Source organism: Bifidobacterium goeldii (assembly GCF_003951095.1).
In the GTDB taxonomy this organism is placed as follows: Bacteria; Actinomycetota; Actinomycetes; order Actinomycetales; family Bifidobacteriaceae; genus Bifidobacterium; species Bifidobacterium goeldii.
In genome coordinates, this window is record NZ_QXGL01000008.1 from 1 (window position 1) to 23,334 (window position 23,334).

Genomic DNA, 23,334 nt, shown 5'->3' on the forward strand with positions numbered 1-23,334 from the left:
GGCGGCATCACTCAGTAAACCGTTCGTCCTGACAACGACGGCAGGGAGCAAAAGCCATACCGGGGACCGCGACCCGTACAAGTTCCACTCTCTCATGAAACCCACCTACCACGGTAATGGGAGCGTCACGCCACAATCACCGCAACCAGCATCCGGCATAACAACAAAATACGAAGAGCCTTTAGATCACGCGCATATGATATTTCTCCGCCAGCGCGGGAATGTTTGGCACACCATATTGCGCGACCAGTTCCAGCCAGCGGCGCTTGTTCTCTTCGCCATATCGTGCAGCGCGGCGCGTGTAGGCGTCTACAGTGAGGAACTTGGGCGGTACCGACTTGCTGTTGTATTTATCGGCCACCATCACGATTTCCTGTTCGAGTGTTACCGGCATGTAGTCAACCGGAGGTAGCGGCAGGTTCTGCGCGATGACCATCTGCTGAGTGAGTCCAACACCCGTATGATTGCGCGCGAATTGTGCAACCGACTCATCCACGCCTTCATCCAGCAAATACTGATAGCCGAGCAGGCCGTGACGAATATAGTTTTTACCACTGAATTTGAGCGGCTCACCGTCGGTACCGTCGTGGCGAAATACCAGATAAGTACCAATATCGTGGAGCAGTCCACCGATTGTCACCATATGCTCGTCAATCAGCCGTGTAGGCGCTTTGCCGCCGGTTACTTCCTGCGCGGAAGCGCGCACTGCGTCAGGTAATGTAGCAGTATCGTCGGCAGTGTCGCCAAGCTTGCAACGATTGGTAAATAACGCGTTCTGCCGGCGTGCCAGCTGACGAGCGATGGTCGCAACGATCACGCAATGCGTATGTACTAGGTCGTAGGCAGCCTGCGACGGCGCAATCTTGTGATGCAGCTCGTCAATTTGGTCAAGTGTGGGAATATAACCGGTCATACGGCTCATTGTAGAAGCCGCCTTGCGCAATGACACTGGTGAGCCTTCGGTGAACGGCTGCCTATGCGCACCATCAGATAGTGCGCAGGTGATATTCACCCGTACGGTTAGAAGCCACGATCATCTCATCGTTGTGCAGCACGTTCCAGCCGTCGGATTCTTCCTGGTCGAAACCGGAGCTTGCAGCAACCACGCCGGCAGGCTTGCCGTTCGCGTCGGTAACGCCACGGTAGCGGATGACGCGATAGTCGTGCGCCTTTTCGCCCTTGCCGTACTCGTCGTAAATTTCAACAATGCGCGGCGACGTCTTTTCGCGGCCGGCAGCACACAGCACAACGAGCTGATCTTGGCTCTGGATCATGCAGTTGTAGCTGGACTTCGGGTAGGTCTGACGCAACTGGCGAACAGCCTGAGCAACGGCTTCATCAAGCTGGAATCCGAACGCAATGTATTCGAGAATCACCGCGAAGAAAATCGCGGAATCACTTCGGCCGCCGGTGGAGAGGAACGCACCGTGATTGACTGGGTAATCCGCGTTGTACACGATGTTTACGCCGTTATCGTCAGAGATATCGCCGTTGTGAATGAAGCTCAATCCATTAGCGAAAAACGGTTGCTGGTTCTCGAGAATCAGCGGCAGATTGGAGCTAGCGAGGCGCAAGTGCCACAGGCCACCACGCGCCGCGTCAGCTGCAAAATCGTTGAAAATCGGGTCGAAGCGCGCTGCCAGCGTGCTCTTGTACAGCTTGGTGCCGGTTTCCGGAGTCGGCGCGCCACCATCGTGCACGAACGGCAGCTGTGCAGGGTTCGACAGCAGTGCAACACCCCAGCCGTCGTTGTGAATTTCACTGAGTTCGCGAAAATCCTCAACCGCCGTTTGTCCTAAAACGTCGTTGAGGCTCAGGTTGATTCCCGAAGTCGCGTATCCCAGTAATCTGCACATGGTAGGTAACTTTATAGGACCGAACGCGCGACTGGCGGAGGCGGTTATACACGTTCCTTATATCCGGCGTTATTCGCCCGCATGATTGCTTTGTTCGCCTTGTTCTTTGCGCATTTCGCGCACTACCGAATCGGTGAGCTTGGTCATCACAACGGTTTTTTCATTGCCGATATCCTCCGGTACCGCGCCGTTGACTCCACTACCGCCCGCAGTCGTACCATTGCCGAACGATTCCACTGCGCGCGGTTCGCGCCGGCGCAATGGCACACGTTGCAAACGCGGTGGGCGGCGAGTCGGAATAAACAGCGGTTGCACTTCAACCAGCGGGTTGAACGGTGCCAAACCGAACCATTTGACCGGCGAGCCAACCATATGGCGAATCGCGTACTTTGCGCGCAATGACATTTCGCCGCGCGTAGAGATCTTCGATTCTGGCATCAAATCTTTGTGGATCAGCACGTAGCGAATCGTGCCGATTTCCGGATCGGCATCCACCTTCGGATAGATTGACTTTTGCTGCGGCAGCTCGCCGGACTGCGAGAGATCATGCATGATCTGGTGCAAATACACCGGGATAGACTGGGAAACCTTGAAGCCAAGGCGAATACGCACGCGGAATAGGAAGTTCGTACCGAAGTTTTGCACTGAGTATTCGCGCGTGAACGGCTCGTCCGTAGTTTGCACGGATACTGCCCACCAAGCGCGAGCACGCTTGGGGTGATCAGCGAAAATCGAGAAGAAAATATCCGTATCCAAGCGGCGCATATCGGTATCACTGGTCAAATACACAATATTGTCAGCGAAATACGGGATGCGGAAATCGCCGTGCAGGCGTTCGATCGCAGGCAGGAAGTCCTTCGGCGTCATGTGACGGCGCTGTGCTCGCTCGAGCTTAGTGCCTTCGTTCCACGTGTACATGACAAACAGAATCGCCAGTGTCAGCAGCATCGTAAACCAGCCGCCGTGCAGGAACTTCGCCATCGATGCGATAAAGAACAGGGTCTGGATGGCAAGGAACACCACCGTGAACACCACCGCCAGCAGGCGATGATGATCGTGCCAAATATATACAGCGAGCAGCACGGTGGTGGTGATCATCGTGATGGTCAACGCCAAGCCATACGCGGCTGAAATATGTTCAGAATCCTTGAACAACGCGAGCACGCACAGTGTTGCCACGCACAGCACCCAATTGACCACGGGGATATACAGCTGGCCGCGCGTGCGAGCCGGGTAGCGCACCTGCAGGTGGGGCATCCAGTTCAAACCGGTTGCTTCGGACACCATCGTGAATGCGCCGGTAATCAACGCTTGCGAGGCGATAATGCCAGCGGTAACTGACAGGATAACTGCCACGTAACGCACGTTCGTATCCATCATTTGGAAGAACGGGTTCAAGCCCTTCATATGCTCATATTGCGGATTGTGCTGATTGCGCAAAATCCATGCACCTTGGCCGAAATAATTAAAGACGAGCGCGACTTTGATAAATGGCCAAGTGAAGTAAATATTGCCGCGGCCAACATGGCCCATGTCAGAATACAGCGCTTCTGCACCGGTGGTCGAGAGGAACACCGTACCCATCAAAGCAATGCCGGCGGCGTTATGCGGACTGAACAGGAATTTCACGCCATAAATAGGATTGAGTGCCGCAAATACGCTCCAATCATTCGAGAGATTGGCAGCGCCGACGACGGCGAGGAAGCTGAACCAGACCAGCACGACTGAACCGAATACTTTACCGATACTTTCGGTGCCGCGTGACTGTACGGAGAACAGTACGACGATAATCACGACGGTGATCATCAACGTGAGTGAATCGTTCTCGGAAAACACGCCTTCGAGCGGCGGCAAGGTTTTGAGACCTTCAACAGCGGAGCTGATGGAGACTGCTGGAGTGAGCACTGAATCAGCGAGGAAGGCCGCGCCGCCGAGCATGGCGGGGATGGCTAGCCATGAGCCGTGTTTGCGAATCAATGAATACAGTGCGAAGATGCCACCTTCGCCTTTGTTATCGATGCGCATAGCGATGAGCACGTATTTTACGGTGGTGATCAGTGTGATCGACCAGAATACGAGCGAAAGCATACCGAGCACGGCTTCGCGGTCCGCGTTGGCGATGCCGCCTTGGCCGGAGAGGAAGGTTTGCGCAGTGTAGAGCGGCGACGTACCGATATCGCCATACACCACGCCGAGGGCGACGATCGCCATGCCAAACGTGATGCGATTCGGACCGGACTGTACGCGCTGCCACCAGCGCCCGAGAGGACCTTTTGCTGCGCTTTTCGCGAGCTTTTCCGCCTCTTTGGTTTCCGCTTCCTGCTGCTTGACAAGCTCCTGCCGCTCTTCTTTGGTGAGGGTTTTTCTGGAGACTTTCGGCGCGTTGGTGAATGTGTCAGCGCGCAGCAGCGTGTCATCGGGCTTTTGAGCCATGATGCTTCCTCCATCGGCGGGGAGTTTCCCCGCTCGTGAACAACGCAACTGTTTCAAGACCCGCGTTTACGAATCCCTTACAATTCAAGCAGTCAGTATATTCGCGTTTAGGAATTTTGCCAACTCCATAGCGGGCTCTTTACTGCAAGCAATCCCAAAATAGGGCAAAATCAATGGTTTTTGACCATTACATCCCCACTCAATAACCGATTTGAGAACAAAAACATACAAAAATGGGGCATCGATGTATTCGATGCCCCATTTGGGTCTATAACTCAAGCGCTCTTGCGAATGGGTGAGAAGTATTCAGGTTACTTAACCGTGTAGCCCTGGTTCTCAGCGTAGGACTTGAGGTCCTTCTCCCAAGCAGCGATACCGTCGGACAGCTTGCCCTTGCCGGTGTAAGCGTTGCTGACGAAGTCACCGAACTTACCGCGAGCGTAAACCTCGAACGGCAGGAAGGAGTAGCCAGTGGAGACGTTGGCAGCAGCCTTAGCGAGCTCCTCGTTGAACTTCTGACCACCGAAGTACTCGTGAGCGTTGCCGTCGGAGTCAGTCAAGGAGGTCATGCTCAGGAAGTCGTCAGACTTGAGGGTGTCGTTATCAGCCGGGAATGCACCGCCATCAACACGAGTCTTGATGCCTTCAGCGTTGTGGCAAGCGTACTCAGCGAACTTGTAAGCAGCCTCAACCTTGGCCTTGTCGTCAGACTTGATCACAGCGAGCGAAGAACCACCGTTCTCAGAGTTGGTTGCGGAGCCGTCAGCGGTCGGCATCTGGGTGATGCGCCACTTGCCGTCACCGTCAGGAGCGCCGGAGAGCAGGTTGTACGGCATCCAAGCACCGGTGAGCAGGGAGGCGATAGAGCCGTCGTTCAGGCCCTTGTTCCAATCGTCAGACCAACCAACGGTCTTGGTGTCGATCAGATCCTCGGAGATCATCTTCTGCCAGAAGTCGATGAAGGACTCCACCTTGTCGTCGGAGGTGAGGTTGATGGACACCGTCTTGCCATCGGAAGAAGTCTTGAACGGGGAAGCGCCAGCCAGCCAGGTCATCGAGTCGAAGAAGCCAGCATCGCCGGAATCGGAGGTGATGTAGGAGCCGGTAGCACGAACCTTCTTAGCAGCCTCGTAGAAGTCGTCCCAAGTCTTGACCTGAGTCGGGTCAACGCCAGCCTTGTCGAAGACGTCCTTGTTGTAGAACCAAGCCATTGGGCCGGAATCCATCGGCAGTGCCCACACGCCATCGTTGACGTGCACGGAAGCCCAAGTACCCGGAGTGTAGAAGTCAGAGAAGTCGGAGGCACCCAGATCACCGATGTTCTCGAGGTTGCCACGAATGATGTATTCAGGCAGTGCGTAGTACTCGATCTGCGCAAGATCCGGAGCGCCGGAGCCAGCTTCGATAGCGTTGGACAGAGCGGTGTACTCGTCCTTGTTGGTGCCAGCGTTGGTAACCTTCACCTTAATGTTCGGGTTGGCCTTCTCAAAGCCTTCCACCGTACGCGGCAGCGTGGAATCCCAAGACCAAACGGTCAGGTTGATGGTCTTATCGCTAGAGCTGGAATCACCAGCCGTGCTGCTGGAGCTGTTACCGCAAGCGGCCAGTGGAACCAGCATTGCTGCAGCACCCACAAAAGCCACAGCCTTCTTCATCGTGAACTTCATCGTTCTTCCTTCCTTCATTATTTTTTCCCGAACGATCCAGCACTGCGGACGATCACTGTCAACCATGCCTTGTATCGTTTCAACAAAGTATAACAAGAAAATTATGGTTGCGCAAACACAGCGGGCTGTAATACCAGAAAACGCTTCATTTCACCGTGAAACGCCGATATGAAACCAGTCAAAGGAGCCTAACATCATGAACGACGTTATCATTACCATTCCAGCCGACCGCACGCCCGTCGCCGACGTCCCGCCGCGCATGTTCGGATCGTTTGTCGAACACCTTGGTCGCTGCGTATACGGAGGCATTTACGAACCCGGTCACCCCAGCGCTGACGAAGACGGTTTCCGCACCGATGTGCTTGATTTAGTGCGCGAACTCGGCGTTACGTGCGTGCGCTACCCCGGCGGCAACTTTGTATCTAACTACAACTGGGAGGACGGCACTGGCCCGCGTGACCAACGCCCTGTACGCCGCGATCTTGCCTGGCACTGCACCGAAACGAACGAAATGGGCATCGACGATTTCTACCGTTGGAGCCGCAAAGCCGGTACGGAAATCATGCTTGCCGTTAACATGGGCACCCGCGGGCTCAAAGCTGCGCTCGACGAGCTCGAATACGTCAACGGTGCAGCTGGCACCGCCTGGGCCGATCAGCGCATTGCTAACGGTATCACTGAGCCAATGGACATCCGCATGTGGTGCATTGGCAACGAAATGGACGGTCCATGGCAGGTTGGTCACATGGATCCAGATGAATACGCTTCCGCAGTTGACAAGGTCGCACACGCGATGAAACTCGCTGAATCTGGCCTCGAACTGGTCGCATGCGGATCGTCCAGCGCACACATGCCCACTTTCGGCACATGGGAGCGCAAGGTACTCACCAAGGCTTACGACAATCTCGATTTCGTTTCCGCACACGCGTACTACTACGATCACGGCCACAAAACCGCGGATCGCGGCGAACTGCAAGACTTCCTCGCTTCCGCTGAAGACATGGCACAGTTCATCGCCACCGTCGCCGAGCAGGCTGACGCCGCTAAGGCCGCCCACCACGGCGACAAGGACATTGCGATCTCGTTCGACGAGTGGGGCGTGTGGTATTCCGACGCGTGGAATGAGCAGGAAGCCCAGTGGAAGGCCGAAGCTACGCAAGGCCTGCATCATGAAGCGTGGCCTAAGGCACCGCATCTGCTCGAAGATATTTATTCTGCAGCAGATGCTGTAGTTGAGGGATCGCTGATGATTACGCTGCTGAAGCACTGCGATCGCGTACGTTCCGCATCGCGCGCACAGCTCGTGAATGTCATTGCGCCGATTATGGCCGAACCCAATGGCCCTGCATGGAAGCAAACCACGTTCTACCCATTTGCCGAGGCGGCAGCCAAGGCGCGCGGCAATGTCTACGCGCCCACTATTGACTCTCCGACTATTCACACGGCAACATACGGCGATGTTGCCGCCATCGACGCGGTGGTGACATGGGATGCGCAAACGCGCACTGGTCTGCTGCTGGCCGTGAATCGTGATCTTAACAACGCGCACACGGTAACGCTGTCGCTCGATGGGCTTGAGAGCCAAGCTGGCGAGCACAATGTCACCGTTACTCGCGCGCAGCTGTTGCATGATGATGATCCGTATCGCAAGAACACTGCGGATAATCCGCTGGCTGTTACGCCAACTGCGTTGGATGTCACCGTTGACGAATCCCACACCGTGACCTTCAGCCTGCCGGCAGTCTCATGGACGGCGATTGAGTTCACGCTGTAAATCACCGCTAGAAAGCAACCCACGAGTGGCCTTTCCTCCATCATCTATAGGAAAGGCCACTCTGCTATTCCGCTGTGGTTATTCCGCTGTGATTATTCCACTGTGAGCTATTCCACTGTGTTTATTCCACTGCGGGCGAGGACTCGCGGCACACCAAGCGCGCTGGCGCTTCTACTGTTTGCGCGGGTGCGCGCCGACCGGATTCTATTTGTTCAACGACTGATTCGACCGCCAGCCGCGCAATCTCAGTACGATTCGGGTCAACTGCAGTCAGTGACGGGCTCACATACGCCGACTCATCCAAATCATCGAAGCCAACTACGCGCACATCTTCCGGCACGCGTATGCCGTTATCGCGCAGGCCGCGCATCACGCCCCACGCCATCAAATCGTTGAGCGCAAGCACTGCATCAAACGGTAAGCCGTCGTCGATCATGCGCCGCGCGGCCGTCAAGCCATCAAGGCTCCCCCAGCCTTCGGTCACGATCATCAGCGCTGGGTCAAAGTCCACGCCCGCCTCACGCAGCGCATCCCGATAGCCTTGCGTACGAATCGTGCGCGATGACAGTTCGGTATTGCCCCGCGCCGCAGCTCCCACCACGGCGATACGCCGGCAGCCGGCGCGCAATAAGTGCTCCGTTGCCTCACGCACACCGGAGCGATTCGCAATCAGCACATGCGGCGCTGGCACGTCAAACAGCCGCTCCCCCAGCACTACTAGCGGATAATCACCGCGCAGCAATTCTGCATCGGCAGGCTGCATCATCAACGGGCTGAGAATCAATCCGTCAACAGCTCGTTGCCCCATCGAACGCACTGCTTCCAGCTCACGTTCACGGCTATTCGACGTTGATTCGACAATCACCCCGTATCCGCGCTGATGTGCAGCAGCCAGCACATCCTCAGCAAGTTCCGCGAAGTAGATTTGCCGCAAATCAGGAATAACAAATTTCAGCAGATGCGTTTGCCCGGAGCGCAGATTGCGCGCCGAAAGGTTGATTTGGTAACCGAGGGAATCGATGGCGCTTGCAATACGCGCGCGCATTGATTCGCTCATATATGGGCGATTATTGAGGTAGTTCGATACGGATGCGACGGATACGCCAGCTTTGCGAGCCACATCAGCCATCGTCACTGTTGCTTTGCGTGGCATCCGTATCTTCTCCCTCCCACTTGGCTAGCAAGTGCGCGCCTATACACACCTGCTTTTTTGTGTAGGCAATCGCGTATGCAATGGTGTATTTAATCGTTACAAATGCTGTATCAAATACCGTACACCATATTCGTGGTGCGCCGAGTTGCACGTGCCACCTCGGCAATCGGCAGATCACAAACATCCGAGAGCGCACCCAGCGTGTAGGGAATCATATAGGGTGCATTCGTGCGACCGCGATATGGCATTGGTGTCAGATATGGTGCGTCAGTTTCTACCATGATGTGATCGAGGCCAACAAGGCGCGCAGATTCGCGAATCCCATCGTTACCCTTGTAACTCACCGTGCCCGATAGGCTTAAGTACCAGCCATGTTCGCGCGCGATTTCACCCATTTCCGCGTCACCAGAGTAACTGTGGAACACAGTACGCTCCGGGCTGCCGTCAGCGAGCAACGTTTCAATAACTTCTCGATGCGAGTCACGATCATGAATTTGCATCGGCAGGTTCAGTTCTTTAGCCAGCGCAATATGCGCGCGGAATGCCTCCCGCTGCAGTTCTTTCGCCCCCTCACCCGTACGGAACAGGTCCATGCCGGTTTCGCCGATGGCGACGACTTGATCGGGGTATGTGGTGGCGAGCCGATGGACTTCCGCGAGCGCATCCTCAAAAGACGTATCGTGCCACGGCTTGTATTTGAGATCGAGACCATCCGGGCCTGGAACCCCGCGATGGCCGTGCAGCACAGATTCGTTGGGGTGAATGGCGATCGCCGCGTGCACTGCGCCGGGATGGTCGATAGCCATTTGGATAGCGGTCATCAGGTTCGGCAGTTCGCAACCGCAGTCGATAATGCCTTCCACGCCGACCGCCGCAGCTTGACCGAGCAGTTCGTCGACATCGTATACCGGGACTTCTGGCTGGCCTTTTTCCACGGCTTCGTGGCTCATAGCGCGCGCGAAGGGGATAACGGATGCCACGTGGGTATGGTCGTCAATAACGTGTGCGTCTGGCGGAAGCGCGGGCGGTGCAGGAGCCCAACTACGATCGCGATGATGATGTTTACTCATGGCCCTCCAGTGTAGCCAGCCCAGTGTAGCCAACCCACCAAGACCCCCAGTTCACCAAGACCCATTGTGTGCATTTCCGGACCATCTACCACTGGTGTGTGCATATCCGGATTACGTAGACCACTAAGGGGGTATCTAAATGGACCGGATATGCACACACCGGGTCCAGACAGCCTAGATAGGCACACAAACGGTGAGACATCAATAAGGCCCATGCCGTTTCAACAGCATGGGCCTTATTGATGGATAAGAAGTCTCTTACTTACGGATGAGGTTCTTCATCAGACCCCAAGCAGCCTGGGACAGTGCGTAGTGGCCGAGGGACGGATCGGTGGCAGCCATCGGGGAGCGCAGGGCCTTGTCCAGCATAGTTTCGTTCTTCATGATGTTCTCCTTAAAAAGTTTTTATGTCTTTACCGTCTATCTATCTTCTGTTGTGGCTTCAGCATACGTCTGGAGAGATCGCGGTTTCATGCCGCTTTCGTCTCATCTTTTGTATATTTGTCGGGTTCTCTTGATTATTTACATTCTGTTCACGTTTGCAATCACCAACACCGCTCATACGGCACGCCAGTAAGCGATTCAACCACAGAACGCGTACGCGCATCAACATCAGCCTTAGCCCCGCCATTGCGCAGTCGCGTAATCTCCGCGAGCACTATGCCATCAGTGCGCTTATCAATACGCAAATGCGCCGACACAATCCAGCACACAATCATCGCCACGCAAAACCAGCCCAGCAGCACCACACCCAAGCCAATCGACGCCACACGCGTTTGCGACGAGCGCGTCGCATCAAAGCCAATCGCACCAAGCACTACACCTACGCCAATCGTCGCAATCCCAGAAAATAACTGTCGAAAAGCCGCCTGAATACCAGAAAATGTAGCCGACCGGTAACGCTTCGAAACAATCTGATCAATATCAGCAATATAAGGAAACACCGACCATGGCAAATAGCCACACAACGACTTAAATGCAAAAAACCACAACGAGCCCGTCACCGCAAACACCATCCAAGCCACACTCGGCATTCGGCCCACCAGCATCCACGCAGCAAACAGCCAACCCGCACCAATCAAACACCCGGTGAAATTAATCGCATACATGCGCCGCGGGCCAAACTGCGTCAACCCAAAGCCAAACAACGGCATCAACGGCAGCGAAATAACTGAGCAACCCAACAGCAGCGACGCAAACGCAGCCGTACGATTCCAGTCATAAACCACAAAAAACACAAATGTTTGACCAAACACATCCATCGACACTTGCACCAGCAAGTAAATCGCTAAATGCTTGCGGAATTCTTTTACCGTCAACGTGCTCGCATATTCGCGCAACACTTTCACTGCTCGACGGCACCAACCGCGCACACCGATATGCCCGTCATGCCGTTCGCCACTTGCCCACGCACCAAAACCCGCAGCCTGCGGAGTCATCTCCCACGTACAGCGCCAGCACGCAAACACCGCCAGCGCAAACAGCACCGTGGTGGTAATCGTGAACAACATATAGCCAGTCGGACTCGATTCACCAAACACCGCCAACACCGCGCCGCCAGCCAACGGAATCAGCGTGCCCGCACCCGTGGAAATAAACAAACGCACTGTTGATAGCTTTGCTCGACCATTAAAGTCAGAAGTCATCTCGCCAGGCAGCGGGTTATACGCCGTTTGAAACAGCTGCGCAAGCACCACCCAAAACATGTACACCAGCGCATACACCACAAACGGTAGCCCCGGCACCCACAGCAGCACACCAACGAGTATGAGCGGGCCGATAATCATCAACAGCAAACGGCGACGACCGAAGCGTCGGCCAATATCGTAGCGATACAGATTATCGTCCAGCACACCAAACGCCAATGCTGCAACCGCGCTCACCAGCGCACTAACGCCGATTACCCCCTGCGCCGCGGAGATTGACATGCCACAAAATCGCGTCCAGAACAACGCCAGATAGGTGGCGATAATGACCAGCTGACCACCACCATAAGAATCGCCCACACCGAAGCCGATAGCCTGCCACAGCGTGATTTTGCGCATATCCGTACCGCTGAGCGCCGCGCGCAACGCCTTACTGTCGATATCCGACATACGCAAGCCCGCCTTCCGATCGCGTTACCCCGCTCGATCTTAACTGATCGATCGCGATCAGTGCCGACCAATATAGCGCAATAATGTTCTGCGTTAGGGTCCAGCATATTGGGCAAGTGCGACGCGGGGGGATATGGAAAACGGGACGATCTAGGGGATCGTCCCGTTTTTGGGTATTGGAACCGCCGTCGGCGGGGTGAGGACTCGCGCGAAGCGCGAGCGTTGCTGGCTCGCTGTCGCTCGCGCTCAGTTTTTATATGGCGAAGCGGCTCGCCTCCGGCCCCTGCAATTAAGGACTCGCACTTCGTGCGAGGCTCAATGCTGGCTCGCTGTCGCTCGCTCTTCGCCTAAAAACAGCCCACTGGGCTGTTTTTTTAACGGCTCAGCCCACCGACTTTCTACTCGTCTCTGGACCAAAGGCGCCGATGACGATGGCGGCTACGGCTGCGGTGATTGAGATCGCGATAAAGATTGACGTGGAGCCCCATGCGGTCAGCATGTGCGCCACAATCAACGGCATCAACACAGTGAGCAGCTTCGCAAACGCGTTAGCCACACCAGTGCAACGGAAACGAACCTGGGTCGGGAACAGTTCCGGCGTGTACACAGCAATCACCGCGCAGAACGTCACATACAGCGACGTGGTGAGAATGAAGCCGACGATAATCGCCGGCACAGTGGAAGTCTGCGCAGCGTACAGCAGACCGAACACAGCAGTCACTACGAACGCCGGCACAATCGTGCGCTTACGGCCAATACGATCAACAAACAAGGCGCTCAAAATGCAGCCAAGCGGCGCACCAAGCAGCATCACCGTGCTAATCCACAGCGAACCAGAAAGATTAATACCCTTCTTCACCAGCAGCGTCGGCACCCAAGAAGTGAACGTGTACTGCGTCACGTTAGTCGCCCCCACAGCAATCAGTGCAACAAACAAGCACAGCGCCACCGAGCGAGCAGTATTGCGCTTCGTGCCATCAGCGCGCACGTCAGCAATCGGCGTATCGTCAGTACCATTGGCTTCAAGCGTCTTCACGATGGCATCCGCTTCACCAGCGCGACCGTGCAGTGCAAGCCAGCGCGGAGACTCAGGAATATCGCGGCGCAGCCACCAAATAATGCCCGCAAGCACACCAATAGCAACGAACATCGGGCGCCAGCTCCAACGCGGAATAATAAACGCGCACAGCAGCATCGTCACCGGCGCTGCAGAATTAGCAAGCACAGAGATAATCGCGCACCAACGGCCACGCGTCTTAGCTGGCGCAAACTCGTTGACCATCGCATAACCGGTCACAATCTCCGCACCCAAGCCAATGCCCGCGCCCAAGCGGCACACCGACAGGAACGTCATATTCGGAGCAAACGCGCCAATCAGCGTGAACCCGCCGAATAGCAACAGGTTGAGCTGATAAGCAACACGGCGACCCAGCAGATCACCAATAAAACCTGCCAGCAGCGAACCAATCAGCAAGCCAGCAAAACCAGCAGACAGGAACCACGAGTTCTCCTGAACCGTGGACCACTTCGTTTCCAACGAGCTGGAAGCGACCGTCGACGCCATGTACACGTCGATACCGTCCAGCAGCATGCCGGCGGCAACCAGAGCGACGATGCGCTTCAGCGTAGGAGTGACATTCGTACGGTCAATACGAGCGACGATCGCGCGCACCGAGGTTGTATCGGTTGTGGATGAAGACGCTCCCGCGGCATGCGGCGCGCGAGATGCGGTTACAGATGCAGTAGACATAACAAACACACTGCTTTTCACTGGTATGCGAAGCCAACGGTGAATTCCCAGCCGAATTAAGCAGTGAGATCACTCTCGGTGAGTCACGCCAGGTTTCTTATGGCAACCCGGCAGCCGTGGCATCGCGTGGATTTTTCTTCTCTTATATGCGGTGTTGTGCACCAACTGACATGGAAGTTTAGGCGCGAGGTCATATTGCGTATGACAACGTTCACCATACGAACGCGGCAGCAAGAAGCCAGATACACGCCAGATACAGAGAAACCCGGCGGTTGCGGCCGCCGGGTTGAGAGAGAAGAGAGAAGAAGGGATTCAGTTATGGGGTTAAGACAACCTCATCAACGATTCGCCGAACCGTTGACATGATCTATATAAACGCGGGTTGCTTAGAAGAACGATGCGCCTTCCTCAGAGTTTCCTGTGAGTCATGTGGTCGGATTGTGTGCACATACACACATTACCCGTAGATCTTCGCCGCATCCCTTCGGCTCATCACATACGTAGCAACGAATCCAGCAGCCGCCGAAAGAGCAATCGTGGCAAGGCAGAGGAAGAAATTCGTCATGTTGCCGTCTGCGGAAATATATGTAGGCGATGTCATCAAACCAGGGCCAGCCCACGAATACTGCTTCAAATCAACAAACGCGCCGAATACTGCACCGATTGCGCCACCGATTGACGCGCCGATCAGCGGCCGACCAAACTCAAGACACACGCCATACAATGCAGGTTCCGTAATACCCAGCACCGCAGTAACACCAGCAGACAGCGACAGCTCACGCGTCTCACCGCGCTTAGCTAACACGCCCACAGCGAGCGCCGAGCCGCCAACAGCCGCATTCGCTGCGAGCGCGCCCGGGCAGAACAGATTGTCATAGCCGACAGAATTCATGTAATTCATGTTGATGGCGAATACAGCCTTATCCATGCCAGCTACCACACCAATCGGGCAGAACGCACCCCACAGCGCGCTGGCAAGAAAGCGCACATGCGCCTGCAGCCATTGAAATACCACCGAAAAGCCGGTTCCAGCAACATAACCGACTGGTCCGAGCGCGAGGAGCACCACAGGAACCGTGATAATCATTGTGGCGACCGGCAAGAGGAAACCCTGCATGGCTTTCGGCATAATCCTCTTGAGCAGATGGAACACCACAGCCAGGAACGGCACACCAAGCATAATCGGCAGGAATGTGCCGTTATATGACACTGCGTAGACGGGAATACCGAAGATATCGAGCCCGTGAGCACCGTTGATCGTCGAATACAGCAGGCTCATACCTAGCAGTGCACCCAATGCCGGCTGGACGCCGAGCTTATCTGCCGCCGACCATCCGAGTGCAATCGGAATGAAATAGAAACCAGCGTTGGCAACACCGTTAAAAATCTTCACTACGCCACTGTTTGCGTCAAACCCAAGGAACGCAGTACAGATGGTCAGGAATGCCATGATCATGCCGCAGCACATGTAAATCGGGATAACTGGCCCGACGGTGCCGCTGAGAAAATCCATCACCTTGCGGCCACTGCCGCGCAACGATTCGCCTACCGATGTACGGTTCACGCGCTTCTCCCCTGTGTATTCATCCATTACTCCCATTGCGGCACAATCATGATCCCAATCCGATCGGCCAGCAGCCCGCCATGGTCTTTCGTTTCCTTAACCCTTTTGCGCGTTCCCAATGCCATGAGACTCCTATGCGCATAAATGGCGGCACCCCAGTGTCACATATGCACACGTCAACTGCATGGCAGACACGCAGAACATCTCACATACGTCTCACATAACAAAGCGGCCCGTGGCATAACCACGGGCCGCTCAGTCACGCATTAACTCTTGTTAGAGCAGCGCTTTACGCTACTCAGCCTCCTTCTTCAGTTGCGCTTGAGCTTCAGCAAAACGCTTCGCCTCAGCCTCCTTGCGGGCAGCGAGCTCAGCATCGAAGCGAGCTAGCTCTTCAGCTACAGCCTCAGTCGGAATCTTCGCAAAGATCGGGTGTGGCTTCGGCACCGGCGTGCCAGCAACCAGCGGTTCGCTAGCCCACGGGTGTGCGCCCGAATAGTCGCCAGTGATAATCGGGTAGTGGAAGCCCGGCTTATCGAGATCCTCGACCTCTTCCAAATGCGGCAGCGGCGAGAACACGCCAGTTCCGCCCAGCGCCTCGTACACCTTCTGCGCGGAATGCGGCAGGAACGGCGCTAGCAAGTGGTTTGCATCGTACACAGCCTGCGCAGCCACGTGCAGCACAGTGCCCAGGCGAGCCGGGTCGTCCTTGATCTTCCACGGTTCGGTTGCGGAAATGTACTTGTTGATATCGCCAACAACGCGCATGGCTTCGGTCAGCGCGTTCTTCTGACGATGGCGTTCGATCATGCCGCCGATCTCATCGAAAGCCGCAGACGTCTCGGCCAGCAGCGCACGGTCTTCGTCGGTCATCGAATCCTCATCAAGAACCGGAATCTCACCGAAGTTCTTGTTGATCAGGTTCGCGACGCGGTTCACCAGGTTGCCCCAGGATGCGGCAAGCTCCTCGTTGTTGTGGCGCACGAATTCAGCCCACGTGAAGTCAGAATCGGAGGATTCCGGGCCTGCCACGGAGATGTAATAGCGCACGGCGTCCACCGGATAGCGCGAGAGAATATCCTTGACGTAGATGACGATGCCGCGCGAAGAGGAGAACTTCTTGCCTTCCATCGTCATGAACTCGGAAGCCACAACCTGTTCCGGCATGTTCAACGGGCCGTATTCGCCGACTTCGCCGCCCTTAGAACCCTGACCGTTGTATGCGAGCATTTCGGAGGGCCAAATCTGGGAGTGGAAGGTGATGTTGTCCTTGCCCATGAAGTAGTAGGCTGGGCAGCTCGGATCGTTCCACCACTTGCGCCACGCTTCCGGATCGCCCTGGCGGCGAGCCCATTCGATCGAAGCCGACAGGTAGCCGATCACTGCGTCGAACCACACGTACAGCTTCTTGTTCGGGTTATCAATCCAGCCGGCAACCGGAACCGGGATACCCCAGTCAATATCACGCGTGATCGCGCGCGGCTTGACTTCCTTGAACAAGCCGATGGAGAAGTTGATGACGTTGGTACGCCAGCCGGTACGGGTCTTCAGCCACGCGAGGTTCGCGTCAGCGAGCGCCGGCAGGTCGAGGAAGTAGTGTTCGGTCTCCTCAAAGCGCGGGGTTTCACCGTTGATCTTGGAGACGGGGTTGATGAGCTCATCCGGGTCGAGCTCGTTACCACAAGCGTCGCACTGGTCGCCGCGAGCGCCATCGGTATGGCAGATCGGGCACTCGCCCTCGATGTAGCGGTCCGGCAGGGTACGGCCGGTGGACGGCGAGATTGCGACCTTCTGCGTGCCCTTATAGATGTAGCCGTTCTTCAGGCACTGCTTGAACAGTTCCTGCACGACGTGCTCGTGGTTGCCGGTGGTAGTACGGGTGAACAGGTCGTAGCTCAAGCCCAGATCGCACAGATCCTTGGCGATCACGCGGTTGTAGCGGTTGGCGAGCTCCTGCGCGGTCACGCCTTCTTTTTCAGCTTCGACGAGGATTGGGGTGCCGTGTTCGTCGGTACCGGACACCATCAGCACGTCGTTGCCCTTCATGCGCTCGTAGCGAGCGTAGACGTCGGAGGGAACGCCAAAACCGGCGACGTGCCCGATGTGACGGGGACCATTGGCATACGGCCAAGCAACATTTACCAAAACATGACTCATAATCCCCGATTATCCGGCGTTGTGGGGACACTACACATTTGCATCTTGGCCTTACACAATTCCACCCTCGCGACACGGTTTTTATTCACTTATCCACGGATAATACGCAAGCGGTAGCGTGCGGAATGCGAATGCAATATGGTCAGTCGCATGATTGACTATGCACTGAATCGCAGTGAAGCGAACAGCGTCATTGAAGACGATGAGTGGTCTGACGACTGGTATGGGCACACGCGTGAGGCTATGTATACGCCTGCGCAGGAGCCCCATGCGCCCATGCATGAATCCATGCCGGATACAGTTCAGCAAATGCTACCTGACTCGGTTCCTGATCTGCTTCGCGGACCACTCGCGGAGAGCGCAGAGGATATGGATGATGAACTGTCAGCCGAAGATGATGACTATGAGCCATTTGACTTGGTAACGCACCCGCTGATCACTTGCACTGATCTTCCAGGCCCATTGAGTATGAAACGTCTTTCTTCGAATGGTGCGGTGCGCGCACTCGATCACACGAACGCGTATAGCACCGAGCAAGCTGGGACACTGTATGGCCGGGCACGCATTGTGCAACAGCTCATACCGTTTGGTACTACCGCGTGTTCGATGACTGCATTGTGGATTTGGCTTGGTGGAGCGTTCCCGAAAACCATTGATGTGTTGTCGAGCTCGCATTACCGCGCGATGTCGTACGGCCGGCGCATTCGCGTGTTTAACCGCAAAACACAATCTGATCATCTGGTCAATATTGGTGATATGAGTTCTACCTCGCCGATTCGTACCGCATGCGATATCGCCATGCTGATACCCAGCGAAGTGTGCGAGCAGGATGTCTGTGAAATGCTGTGCGCGCTAATGGAAGAGTACAAATTTAGACCAGATGAATGCTTGAGCTTGTTGGAAAGCAACCCATTTTGGCCGAATACGCAGGCAGCAAAAGAACTCTTTACTGCAATACGCCATTTTTTCTAACGATATGACAGCTCTGATGACGACTAGTGACGATGGTTAGTGACGATGACGACCGGTGATGACGATGACAAGATGTAATGGACTACGCGACCGCCGCAGGGATAGCAAAGATCTTACCGACAGTGACTTACCAGCAGCATCGCAGCGCCTGCAAGCGCAACGATTACGTGCGCTACGCAGTCATGACGCAACAGCATCAGATGCGAACGTTTCACGCGAAAGAGCGAGTGCTCATACCAGTGCGAGCGCTGTTGCTACTGCCGCTCGGAGGAATACTGCTGCGGGTGCGGCGAATATTCGCACTGCTTCCGCTCCCCTAGAGCCGCCTGCGCCACCTATTGTGTTATCACCACTGCTAGCGTGTGACCCAAATACTGATCCGGAAATTCTGTGGTATATCGCTCGTCATGCTCCACCATTGCGTCGCTGGCTGGTGGCTAATCCCAACGCGAGTGCTGAACTGTTGGAGTACGTGGCACAAGCCGGTGGCCCCGGAGTCAACCACGCTCTCACCATCTTGCTCGCCGACCCCTAAGCTCTTCTCGAGCTACGGCGAAATGAAAAACCCTCCGGAGGTGGAATTCCGGAGGGTTTCGTGGAGCTGATGGTAACTCATGATTTTGTTGGTCTTAAGCCATTGCAGATGCTCGTCGTAAGTTACTGAGAAGGAAGAAGATGCTTACGCACCTTCTTCAGATAGTTCTTCCTAAAAGCGCCAACCGGCCCAAAAAATCGTTCGTCGGTTGCTGTCTGCTCGTGGTTTTCATACTTATGCGCGGTTAGCTCGATAGTGCAGATAAGATCAGCTACCTGAGCTAGACGATAATCAGCCGGAGAGCCTTTTCTGTATACGATGGCTTGCTTTGAGAGCGCATACTCCACCGCACCGCGAATGGCTTGTGTGACAAGGCTTTGCCCACCGTCGTAGTACACCTTGACAGCATCGAAACGTTGGAATAGGTCAAGATGATCAAACACGATATTGACAATGTCACGTTTGATGCGCATTCCCAGTTGTTCCAAAACCGTGTAATCGGCTTTTCGATAAATCAGCGTCACATATTGCACCGGTAGTTTGTGAAGCATAGACATGAAGTAACCAAGCAGTCGTTTTCGTTGACTGACACTGAGATGATGATAGTCATCATGACCATTCAGTAGCGGAGAGGTATGCATGGGAATATTTGGTAGATCAGCATTGCGGAGCAATTGTTCGTAATCCTCGAAAACGGGAATAACAGGATTGGCTTGATCGTGGAATACCAACGTCAGCGCATAATATTCGGATTGAAAGCCTTGTTCGCCGGATTCGTCCGCGAAAATCGATCCGTCCGCCATTATGTCCCCCGAAACGAAAAATGCCGGGGGATTCCCCCGGCTCTTGGAAGTCTCACATTACTGCGGACCTGCGTACTGGTTAGACTATCAAATTTCAGCAAGCACCGCAAAGCATGATTCAGCCATGGAAAGAAAATGCCCACGGATGTGGAATTCCGGAGAGTTTTCGTGGAGCTGATGGTAACTCATGGCATTGTTGTCATTCCAATGATTACGGGGTTTATTTATAATTTATATCCATAAATAGACCTATCGGCGTGCTGAATCTTGTGGCCTGTTTATTTGCTGAAGTCGGCATCAATGAGAGCAACATAATCTGCGCTGCCGCCACCGGCTGAGATCAGCGAATCATTCTTGATTCGGGTTGTTGATCCTGAGGAATCGATTCCTAGTGAACCTTCATAATCATGACGACGACTGACAACGTCTTGAATATCGGAGTCAGAAGCATTAGGATCCAATGCTTTGATCACAGCTGGATATGTAGCAAGTATGTTGTCTTTGGAGCCGGTTAGATAGACTCGCAGCATTGTGTTTTTCTCGGGGTTACCGTATCCGCCATACTGAACTATGTCGATAGATATACCATTTGCTATGCCATGTACCCCCTTAGATCCTTTGTATGCGCCTAGACGATATTCGGTCTGGTAATGCCCGCTGTCCTGATTCTGGGGGTCGAAACTTTCTGTGTTCTCGATGGCCATTCCACTCGAAGCAAAAGCTTGTGAGAATTGTTCAATGTAATCCGTCGTCGAAGCTGTTCCGGATTGATTATCGTTGCTGAATTGTTGATCAGTGTCCCGGCTCGAATCTTTGGCAGATTTGTCTTCCTGTGACTGTTCTGCCGTTGGGAATTTACCCGTACTGTTACTCTCGCTAGCGGGAGCGCTTCCACACGCGGCCAGTATGCAAATTGTTGCAAGCAATCCAATTACAGTGAGACTTCTTTTCATGATACATTTCCAATCTCTCTATGAAGCCACAACGTTTCATATGTACCTAGGCTGCACCATTTTACGGAGGAGGTCTTTGCATAGGAACTTAGTGAAGGGCTGGGAATGACCCGACTCCCGAATTCTGGAAGGATTTCATTATGACTACTGTTCCTATGGATATGTCGGGTTCGGCGCGTTACGTGTTGATGAAGTGACCGCGAAGACGAATCTATAGCGGTACCCAAAAGCGTGATGGTCGTGGGGACTCCTTTGTAGGCGGTTTAATTGCTGCATCATTCCAAAGACGGCGGTCATCCCTATTCGCGAACGTTACGATCGTATCCGCGCCACTGACCCTTAACCCTGATCAGCTGTGGAGAAGCTACGGCGAAATGAAAAACCCTCCGGAGGTGGAATTCCGGAGGGTTTTCGTGGAGCTGATGGTAATCGAAACCACGACCTCTTCGATGCGAACGAAGCGCTCTACCAACTGAGCTACAGCCCCGTGGATGTTGTCTTGCTCCGCAGGACAACTCACGTCACTTTAGTACGACCGGGCGTGAAGCGCAATTCAAGTTGTGAAGATTTTGCAAACTCCAGATCGCCGTAGTGACTATTGCTGTTATATGCGCAAGTATGCGCTCAGCCCTTACTCAGCGGCAGCCTTCTTCTTGCCAAACTTCGCCTTAAACAACCCAATAAATGTCGGCAACAGCGACACCGCAAGAATCAGCACAATCACCAGCTCAAAATGCTTCTGCACCGCCGGAATATTGCCGAAGAAAAAGCCGAGGAACGTGAACAACGACGACCAGCACAAGCCGCCCAGCACGCTAAACGGCGTGAATCGCGCCCACCGCATGCCAGAAATACCGGAAATAAACGGCATGAACGTGCGAATAAACGGGAAGAAACGTCCGAGGAATACCGCCAGCGGACCCCACTTTTCGATCATGCCTTCCGTTTTGGCAATACGCTCAGGAGTCATCGCCTTTACCTTGCCCGACTGGATAATACGGCGGCCAAAGAAGTGCCCAATAAAGTAATTGCACTGATCACCGATAACCGGCGCAAGCCACACCACTGGTAGCAGTGCCATCAGCGGCAGCGCAGCCTTACCTGTCTCCGCATCAGGAGCAGCGAACACGCCCGCAGCAAACAGCAGCGAATCACCAGGCAGGAATGGGAAAAATACCACGCCCGTTTCGATGAAAATAATGAGGAAAATAAAGCCGAGCGTCGGGGCAACACCCATTGCAATCCAACCGGCGATAGCAGCGCGCGGATCTTTTAACAGCTCAATGATGAAATTTACGAAACCCATGAACATCCTGTCCGTGTCACACACAACCTGATCACTTAAGAAACCTTTAGAAGGGTATCAGCCGGCATGTAGGAGTGGAATAGTCTGCGCGAATCTGCACATATCCAGTCCGCAATCGCCCGCGCAACCCCATCACAACTCCACTAGTGTGCCCTCAAGGTACTTAGCGTGGGGGATACTGGGAGCCATGAGCATCATGAATCAGGGGAACGATGAGCTGCAGGCGCCACAGTCCAATACTGCAGACGGCAGCAATGCAAACGAAGTAGCGACCAGTGAGGCGCGCATGGTTACGATTCCGCGCGGCACTGTTGTGTTAGCTGCCACGCCGATCGGCAATGTGGGTGATGCTTCCGCTCGACTCGTCGCACTGCTGCAGGATGCCGATATCGTCGCCGCTGAAGATACGCGCCGCTTGTATGATCTTGCGAACCGACTTGGCGTGCACGTGAACGGCAGTGTTGTCGCATATCACGACCACAACGAGCGCAATAAGGCAGATGGGCTGCTCGACCGCGTTGAAGAAGGAGCTACTGTGCTAGTGGTTTCTGACGCTGGTATGCCAACGATTAATGATCCTGGTTTGGCGATTGTTCGCCGGGCGATCGAACGCGGACTGCCGGTTACATGCGCTCCAGGCCCCTCCGCCGTATTGGACGCATTGGCATTGTCTGGACTGCCGACTGATCGCTTCTGCTATGAAGGATTCATGCCACGTAAGCATGCAGAGCGCGTGCAGCATCTGCGCATGCTGCAGGCAGAGCGCCGCACGATCGTGTTTTATGAGACGCCACATCGCATTGCCGACGCAATGGATGATCTGCTCGACGCGTTCGGGCCAGACCGTCCGATGGCGTTGTGCCGCGAGCTCACTAAAGATTATGAAGAAATCCGCCGTGGCACTGTTGGCACTATTCACCAAGGCGTTGTTGATGATCCGCCGCGTGGCGAAATGGTGTTGGTAATCGGCGGCGCTTCCGACGAAGAAGCACAGGCCGCTGCACCAGCAACGTTAAGCGTTGAAGAACTTGCTGTGCTTGCTATCGACCGCGCGATAGAAGATGGTCTGCGCATTAAGGATGCGATTTCGCAGGTCGTTGCCGAGCATCCTCTGCCGGATGGCTCGCTCCCCAATCGCAAGCAGGTTTACGCCGCCGTTCTCGAACAAAAGGGTTAATGACGAAAGTGTGCATTTCCGGTGCATGTAGAGGCAAAATATCGTTCTACGTGCGCCGGAAATGCACA

18 protein-coding genes and 1 tRNA gene are annotated in these 23,334 nt (G+C 54.8%); 4 read left to right on the plus strand and 15 right to left on the minus strand.

Features of this window, described 5'->3' with window-relative positions; all coding sequences use genetic code 11:
• Positions 1–181 precede the first annotated feature (181 nt).
• From D2E25_RS09350 to D2E25_RS09365, 4 genes are all read right to left on the minus strand, one after another.
• Complete coding sequence (locus D2E25_RS09350; RefSeq protein ID WP_125982152.1) at positions 182–913, minus strand: HD domain-containing protein; 732 nt, start codon at positions 911–913, stop codon at positions 182–184.
• A gap of 73 nt (positions 914–986) precedes the next feature.
• Positions 987–1,856: a class II glutamine amidotransferase gene (locus D2E25_RS09355; protein WP_125982154.1), complete on the minus strand. Its 870-nt coding sequence runs from the start codon at positions 1,854–1,856 to the stop codon at positions 987–989.
• Between the two features lie 69 nt (positions 1,857–1,925).
• Positions 1,926–4,289, minus strand: a complete 2,364-nt coding sequence (locus tag D2E25_RS09360) for a KUP/HAK/KT family potassium transporter (protein WP_241217138.1) — start codon at positions 4,287–4,289, stop codon at positions 1,926–1,928.
• Positions 4,290–4,600: 311 nt separating this feature from the next.
• Positions 4,601–5,956: an ABC transporter substrate-binding protein gene (locus D2E25_RS09365; protein ID WP_125982156.1), complete on the minus strand. Its 1,356-nt coding sequence runs from the start codon at positions 5,954–5,956 to the stop codon at positions 4,601–4,603.
• A 196-nt stretch (positions 5,957–6,152) separates the two neighbouring features.
• Here D2E25_RS09365 and D2E25_RS09370 point away from each other — a divergent pair, with 196 nt between their 5' ends.
• Positions 6,153–7,730 carry an alpha-N-arabinofuranosidase gene (locus D2E25_RS09370; protein WP_125982158.1) on the plus strand — a complete coding sequence of 526 codons (1,578 nt, stop codon included), beginning with the start codon at positions 6,153–6,155 and terminating at the stop codon, positions 7,728–7,730.
• A 121-nt stretch (positions 7,731–7,851) separates the two neighbouring features.
• On the opposite strand, the gene D2E25_RS09375 is transcribed toward D2E25_RS09370, so the two are convergent.
• The 7 genes from D2E25_RS09375 to metG all read right to left on the minus strand — a co-directional run bounded on the left by D2E25_RS09375 (position 7,852) and on the right by metG (position 17,520).
• Positions 7,852–8,883, minus strand: a complete 1,032-nt coding sequence (locus D2E25_RS09375; protein WP_241217139.1) for a LacI family DNA-binding transcriptional regulator — start codon at positions 8,881–8,883, stop codon at positions 7,852–7,854.
• Positions 8,884–8,993: 110 nt separating this feature from the next.
• Complete coding sequence (locus tag D2E25_RS09380; RefSeq protein WP_125982161.1) at positions 8,994–9,953, minus strand: TatD family hydrolase; 960 nt, start codon at positions 9,951–9,953, stop codon at positions 8,994–8,996.
• Between the two features lie 258 nt (positions 9,954–10,211).
• Positions 10,212–10,337 carry a hypothetical protein gene (locus D2E25_RS10820; protein WP_277599956.1) on the minus strand — a complete coding sequence of 42 codons (126 nt, stop codon included), beginning with the start codon at positions 10,335–10,337 and terminating at the stop codon, positions 10,212–10,214.
• A 161-nt stretch (positions 10,338–10,498) separates the two neighbouring features.
• Positions 10,499–12,049 (minus strand): MFS transporter, encoded by a 1,551-nt coding sequence (locus tag D2E25_RS09385; RefSeq protein ID WP_125982163.1) that lies wholly within the window; start codon positions 12,047–12,049, stop codon positions 10,499–10,501.
• A gap of 382 nt (positions 12,050–12,431) precedes the next feature.
• Positions 12,432–13,799 (minus strand): MFS transporter, encoded by a 1,368-nt coding sequence (locus tag D2E25_RS09390; RefSeq protein ID WP_125982165.1) that lies wholly within the window; start codon positions 13,797–13,799, stop codon positions 12,432–12,434.
• Positions 13,800–14,256: 457 nt separating this feature from the next.
• Positions 14,257–15,399, minus strand: a complete 1,143-nt coding sequence (locus D2E25_RS09395; protein ID WP_125982167.1) for a PTS transporter subunit EIIC — start codon at positions 15,397–15,399, stop codon at positions 14,257–14,259.
• 258 nt (positions 15,400–15,657) lie between these two features.
• Positions 15,658–17,520, minus strand: a complete 1,863-nt coding sequence (metG, locus tag D2E25_RS09400; RefSeq protein ID WP_125982169.1) for a methionine--tRNA ligase — start codon at positions 17,518–17,520, stop codon at positions 15,658–15,660.
• A 150-nt stretch (positions 17,521–17,670) separates the two neighbouring features.
• Here metG and D2E25_RS09405 point away from each other — a divergent pair, with 150 nt between their 5' ends.
• Together D2E25_RS09405 and D2E25_RS10770 are read left to right on the plus strand one after the other, a co-directional pair.
• Positions 17,671–18,492, plus strand: a complete 822-nt coding sequence (locus tag D2E25_RS09405; protein ID WP_125982171.1) for a hypothetical protein — start codon at positions 17,671–17,673, stop codon at positions 18,490–18,492.
• A gap of 64 nt (positions 18,493–18,556) precedes the next feature.
• On the plus strand, positions 18,557–19,027 hold the full coding sequence (locus tag D2E25_RS10770; protein WP_241217140.1) for a variant leucine-rich repeat-containing protein: 471 nt from the start codon (positions 18,557–18,559) through the stop codon (positions 19,025–19,027).
• 122 nt (positions 19,028–19,149) lie between these two features.
• Here D2E25_RS10770 and D2E25_RS09415 read toward each other — a convergent pair whose 3' ends face one another.
• The 4 genes from D2E25_RS09415 to D2E25_RS09430 form a co-directional block, all read right to left on the minus strand.
• Positions 19,150–19,830 carry a DUF3800 domain-containing protein gene (locus D2E25_RS09415; protein WP_125982173.1) on the minus strand — a complete coding sequence of 227 codons (681 nt, stop codon included), beginning with the start codon at positions 19,828–19,830 and terminating at the stop codon, positions 19,150–19,152.
• 278 nt (positions 19,831–20,108) lie between these two features.
• Positions 20,109–20,783 (minus strand): hypothetical protein, encoded by a 675-nt coding sequence (locus tag D2E25_RS09420; RefSeq protein WP_125982175.1) that lies wholly within the window; start codon positions 20,781–20,783, stop codon positions 20,109–20,111.
• A gap of 414 nt (positions 20,784–21,197) precedes the next feature.
• A tRNA-Ala gene (locus tag D2E25_RS09425) sits at positions 21,198–21,270 on the minus strand.
• Positions 21,271–21,414: 144 nt separating this feature from the next.
• The gene (locus D2E25_RS09430) at positions 21,415–22,089 is read right to left on the minus strand and encodes a DedA family protein (RefSeq protein ID WP_125982177.1); all 675 of its coding nucleotides are present in this window, start codon (positions 22,087–22,089) and stop codon (positions 21,415–21,417) included.
• A gap of 196 nt (positions 22,090–22,285) precedes the next feature.
• On the opposite strand from D2E25_RS09430, the gene rsmI reads away from it, so the two are divergent.
• The gene (gene rsmI / locus D2E25_RS09435) at positions 22,286–23,266 is read left to right on the plus strand and encodes a 16S rRNA (cytidine(1402)-2'-O)-methyltransferase (protein WP_420897351.1); all 981 of its coding nucleotides are present in this window, start codon (positions 22,286–22,288) and stop codon (positions 23,264–23,266) included.
• The last annotated feature ends 68 nt before the right edge of the window (positions 23,267–23,334 follow it).

What these genes read in the sequence shown, in the direction of transcription:
- D2E25_RS09350 (WP_125982152.1), bottom strand. Translation starts at nt 913, where the DNA reads ATGACCGGTTATATTCCCACACTTGACCAAATTGACGAGCTGCATCAC.
- D2E25_RS09355 (WP_125982154.1), bottom strand. Translation starts at nt 1,856, where the DNA reads ATGTGCAGATTACTGGGATACGCGACTTCGGGAATCAACCTGAGCCTC.
- D2E25_RS09360 (WP_241217138.1), bottom strand. Translation starts at nt 4,289, where the DNA reads ATGGCTCAAAAGCCCGATGACACGCTGCTGCGCGCTGACACATTCACC.
- D2E25_RS09365 (WP_125982156.1), bottom strand. Translation starts at nt 5,956, where the DNA reads ATGAAGTTCACGATGAAGAAGGCTGTGGCTTTTGTGGGTGCTGCAGCA.
- D2E25_RS09370 (WP_125982158.1), top strand. Translation starts at nt 6,153, where the DNA reads ATGAACGACGTTATCATTACCATTCCAGCCGACCGCACGCCCGTCGCC.
- D2E25_RS09375 (WP_241217139.1), bottom strand. Translation starts at nt 8,883, where the DNA reads ATGCCACGCAAAGCAACAGTGACGATGGCTGATGTGGCTCGCAAAGCT.
- D2E25_RS09380 (WP_125982161.1), bottom strand. Translation starts at nt 9,953, where the DNA reads ATGAGTAAACATCATCATCGCGATCGTAGTTGGGCTCCTGCACCGCCC.
- D2E25_RS10820 (WP_277599956.1), bottom strand. Translation starts at nt 10,337, where the DNA reads ATGAAGAACGAAACTATGCTGGACAAGGCCCTGCGCTCCCCGATGGCT.
- D2E25_RS09385 (WP_125982163.1), bottom strand. Translation starts at nt 12,049, where the DNA reads ATGTCGGATATCGACAGTAAGGCGTTGCGCGCGGCGCTCAGCGGTACG.
- D2E25_RS09390 (WP_125982165.1), bottom strand. Translation starts at nt 13,799, where the DNA reads ATGTCTACTGCATCTGTAACCGCATCTCGCGCGCCGCATGCCGCGGGA.
- D2E25_RS09395 (WP_125982167.1), bottom strand. Translation starts at nt 15,399, where the DNA reads ATGGGAGTAATGGATGAATACACAGGGGAGAAGCGCGTGAACCGTACA.
- metG (WP_125982169.1), bottom strand. Translation starts at nt 17,520, where the DNA reads ATGAGTCATGTTTTGGTAAATGTTGCTTGGCCGTATGCCAATGGTCCC.
- D2E25_RS09405 (WP_125982171.1), top strand. Translation starts at nt 17,671, where the DNA reads ATGATTGACTATGCACTGAATCGCAGTGAAGCGAACAGCGTCATTGAA.
- D2E25_RS10770 (WP_241217140.1), top strand. Translation starts at nt 18,557, where the DNA reads ATGACAAGATGTAATGGACTACGCGACCGCCGCAGGGATAGCAAAGAT.
- D2E25_RS09415 (WP_125982173.1), bottom strand. Translation starts at nt 19,830, where the DNA reads ATGGCGGACGGATCGATTTTCGCGGACGAATCCGGCGAACAAGGCTTT.
- D2E25_RS09420 (WP_125982175.1), bottom strand. Translation starts at nt 20,783, where the DNA reads ATGAAAAGAAGTCTCACTGTAATTGGATTGCTTGCAACAATTTGCATA.
- D2E25_RS09430 (WP_125982177.1), bottom strand. Translation starts at nt 22,089, where the DNA reads ATGGGTTTCGTAAATTTCATCATTGAGCTGTTAAAAGATCCGCGCGCT.
- rsmI (WP_420897351.1), top strand. Translation starts at nt 22,286, where the DNA reads ATGAATCAGGGGAACGATGAGCTGCAGGCGCCACAGTCCAATACTGCA.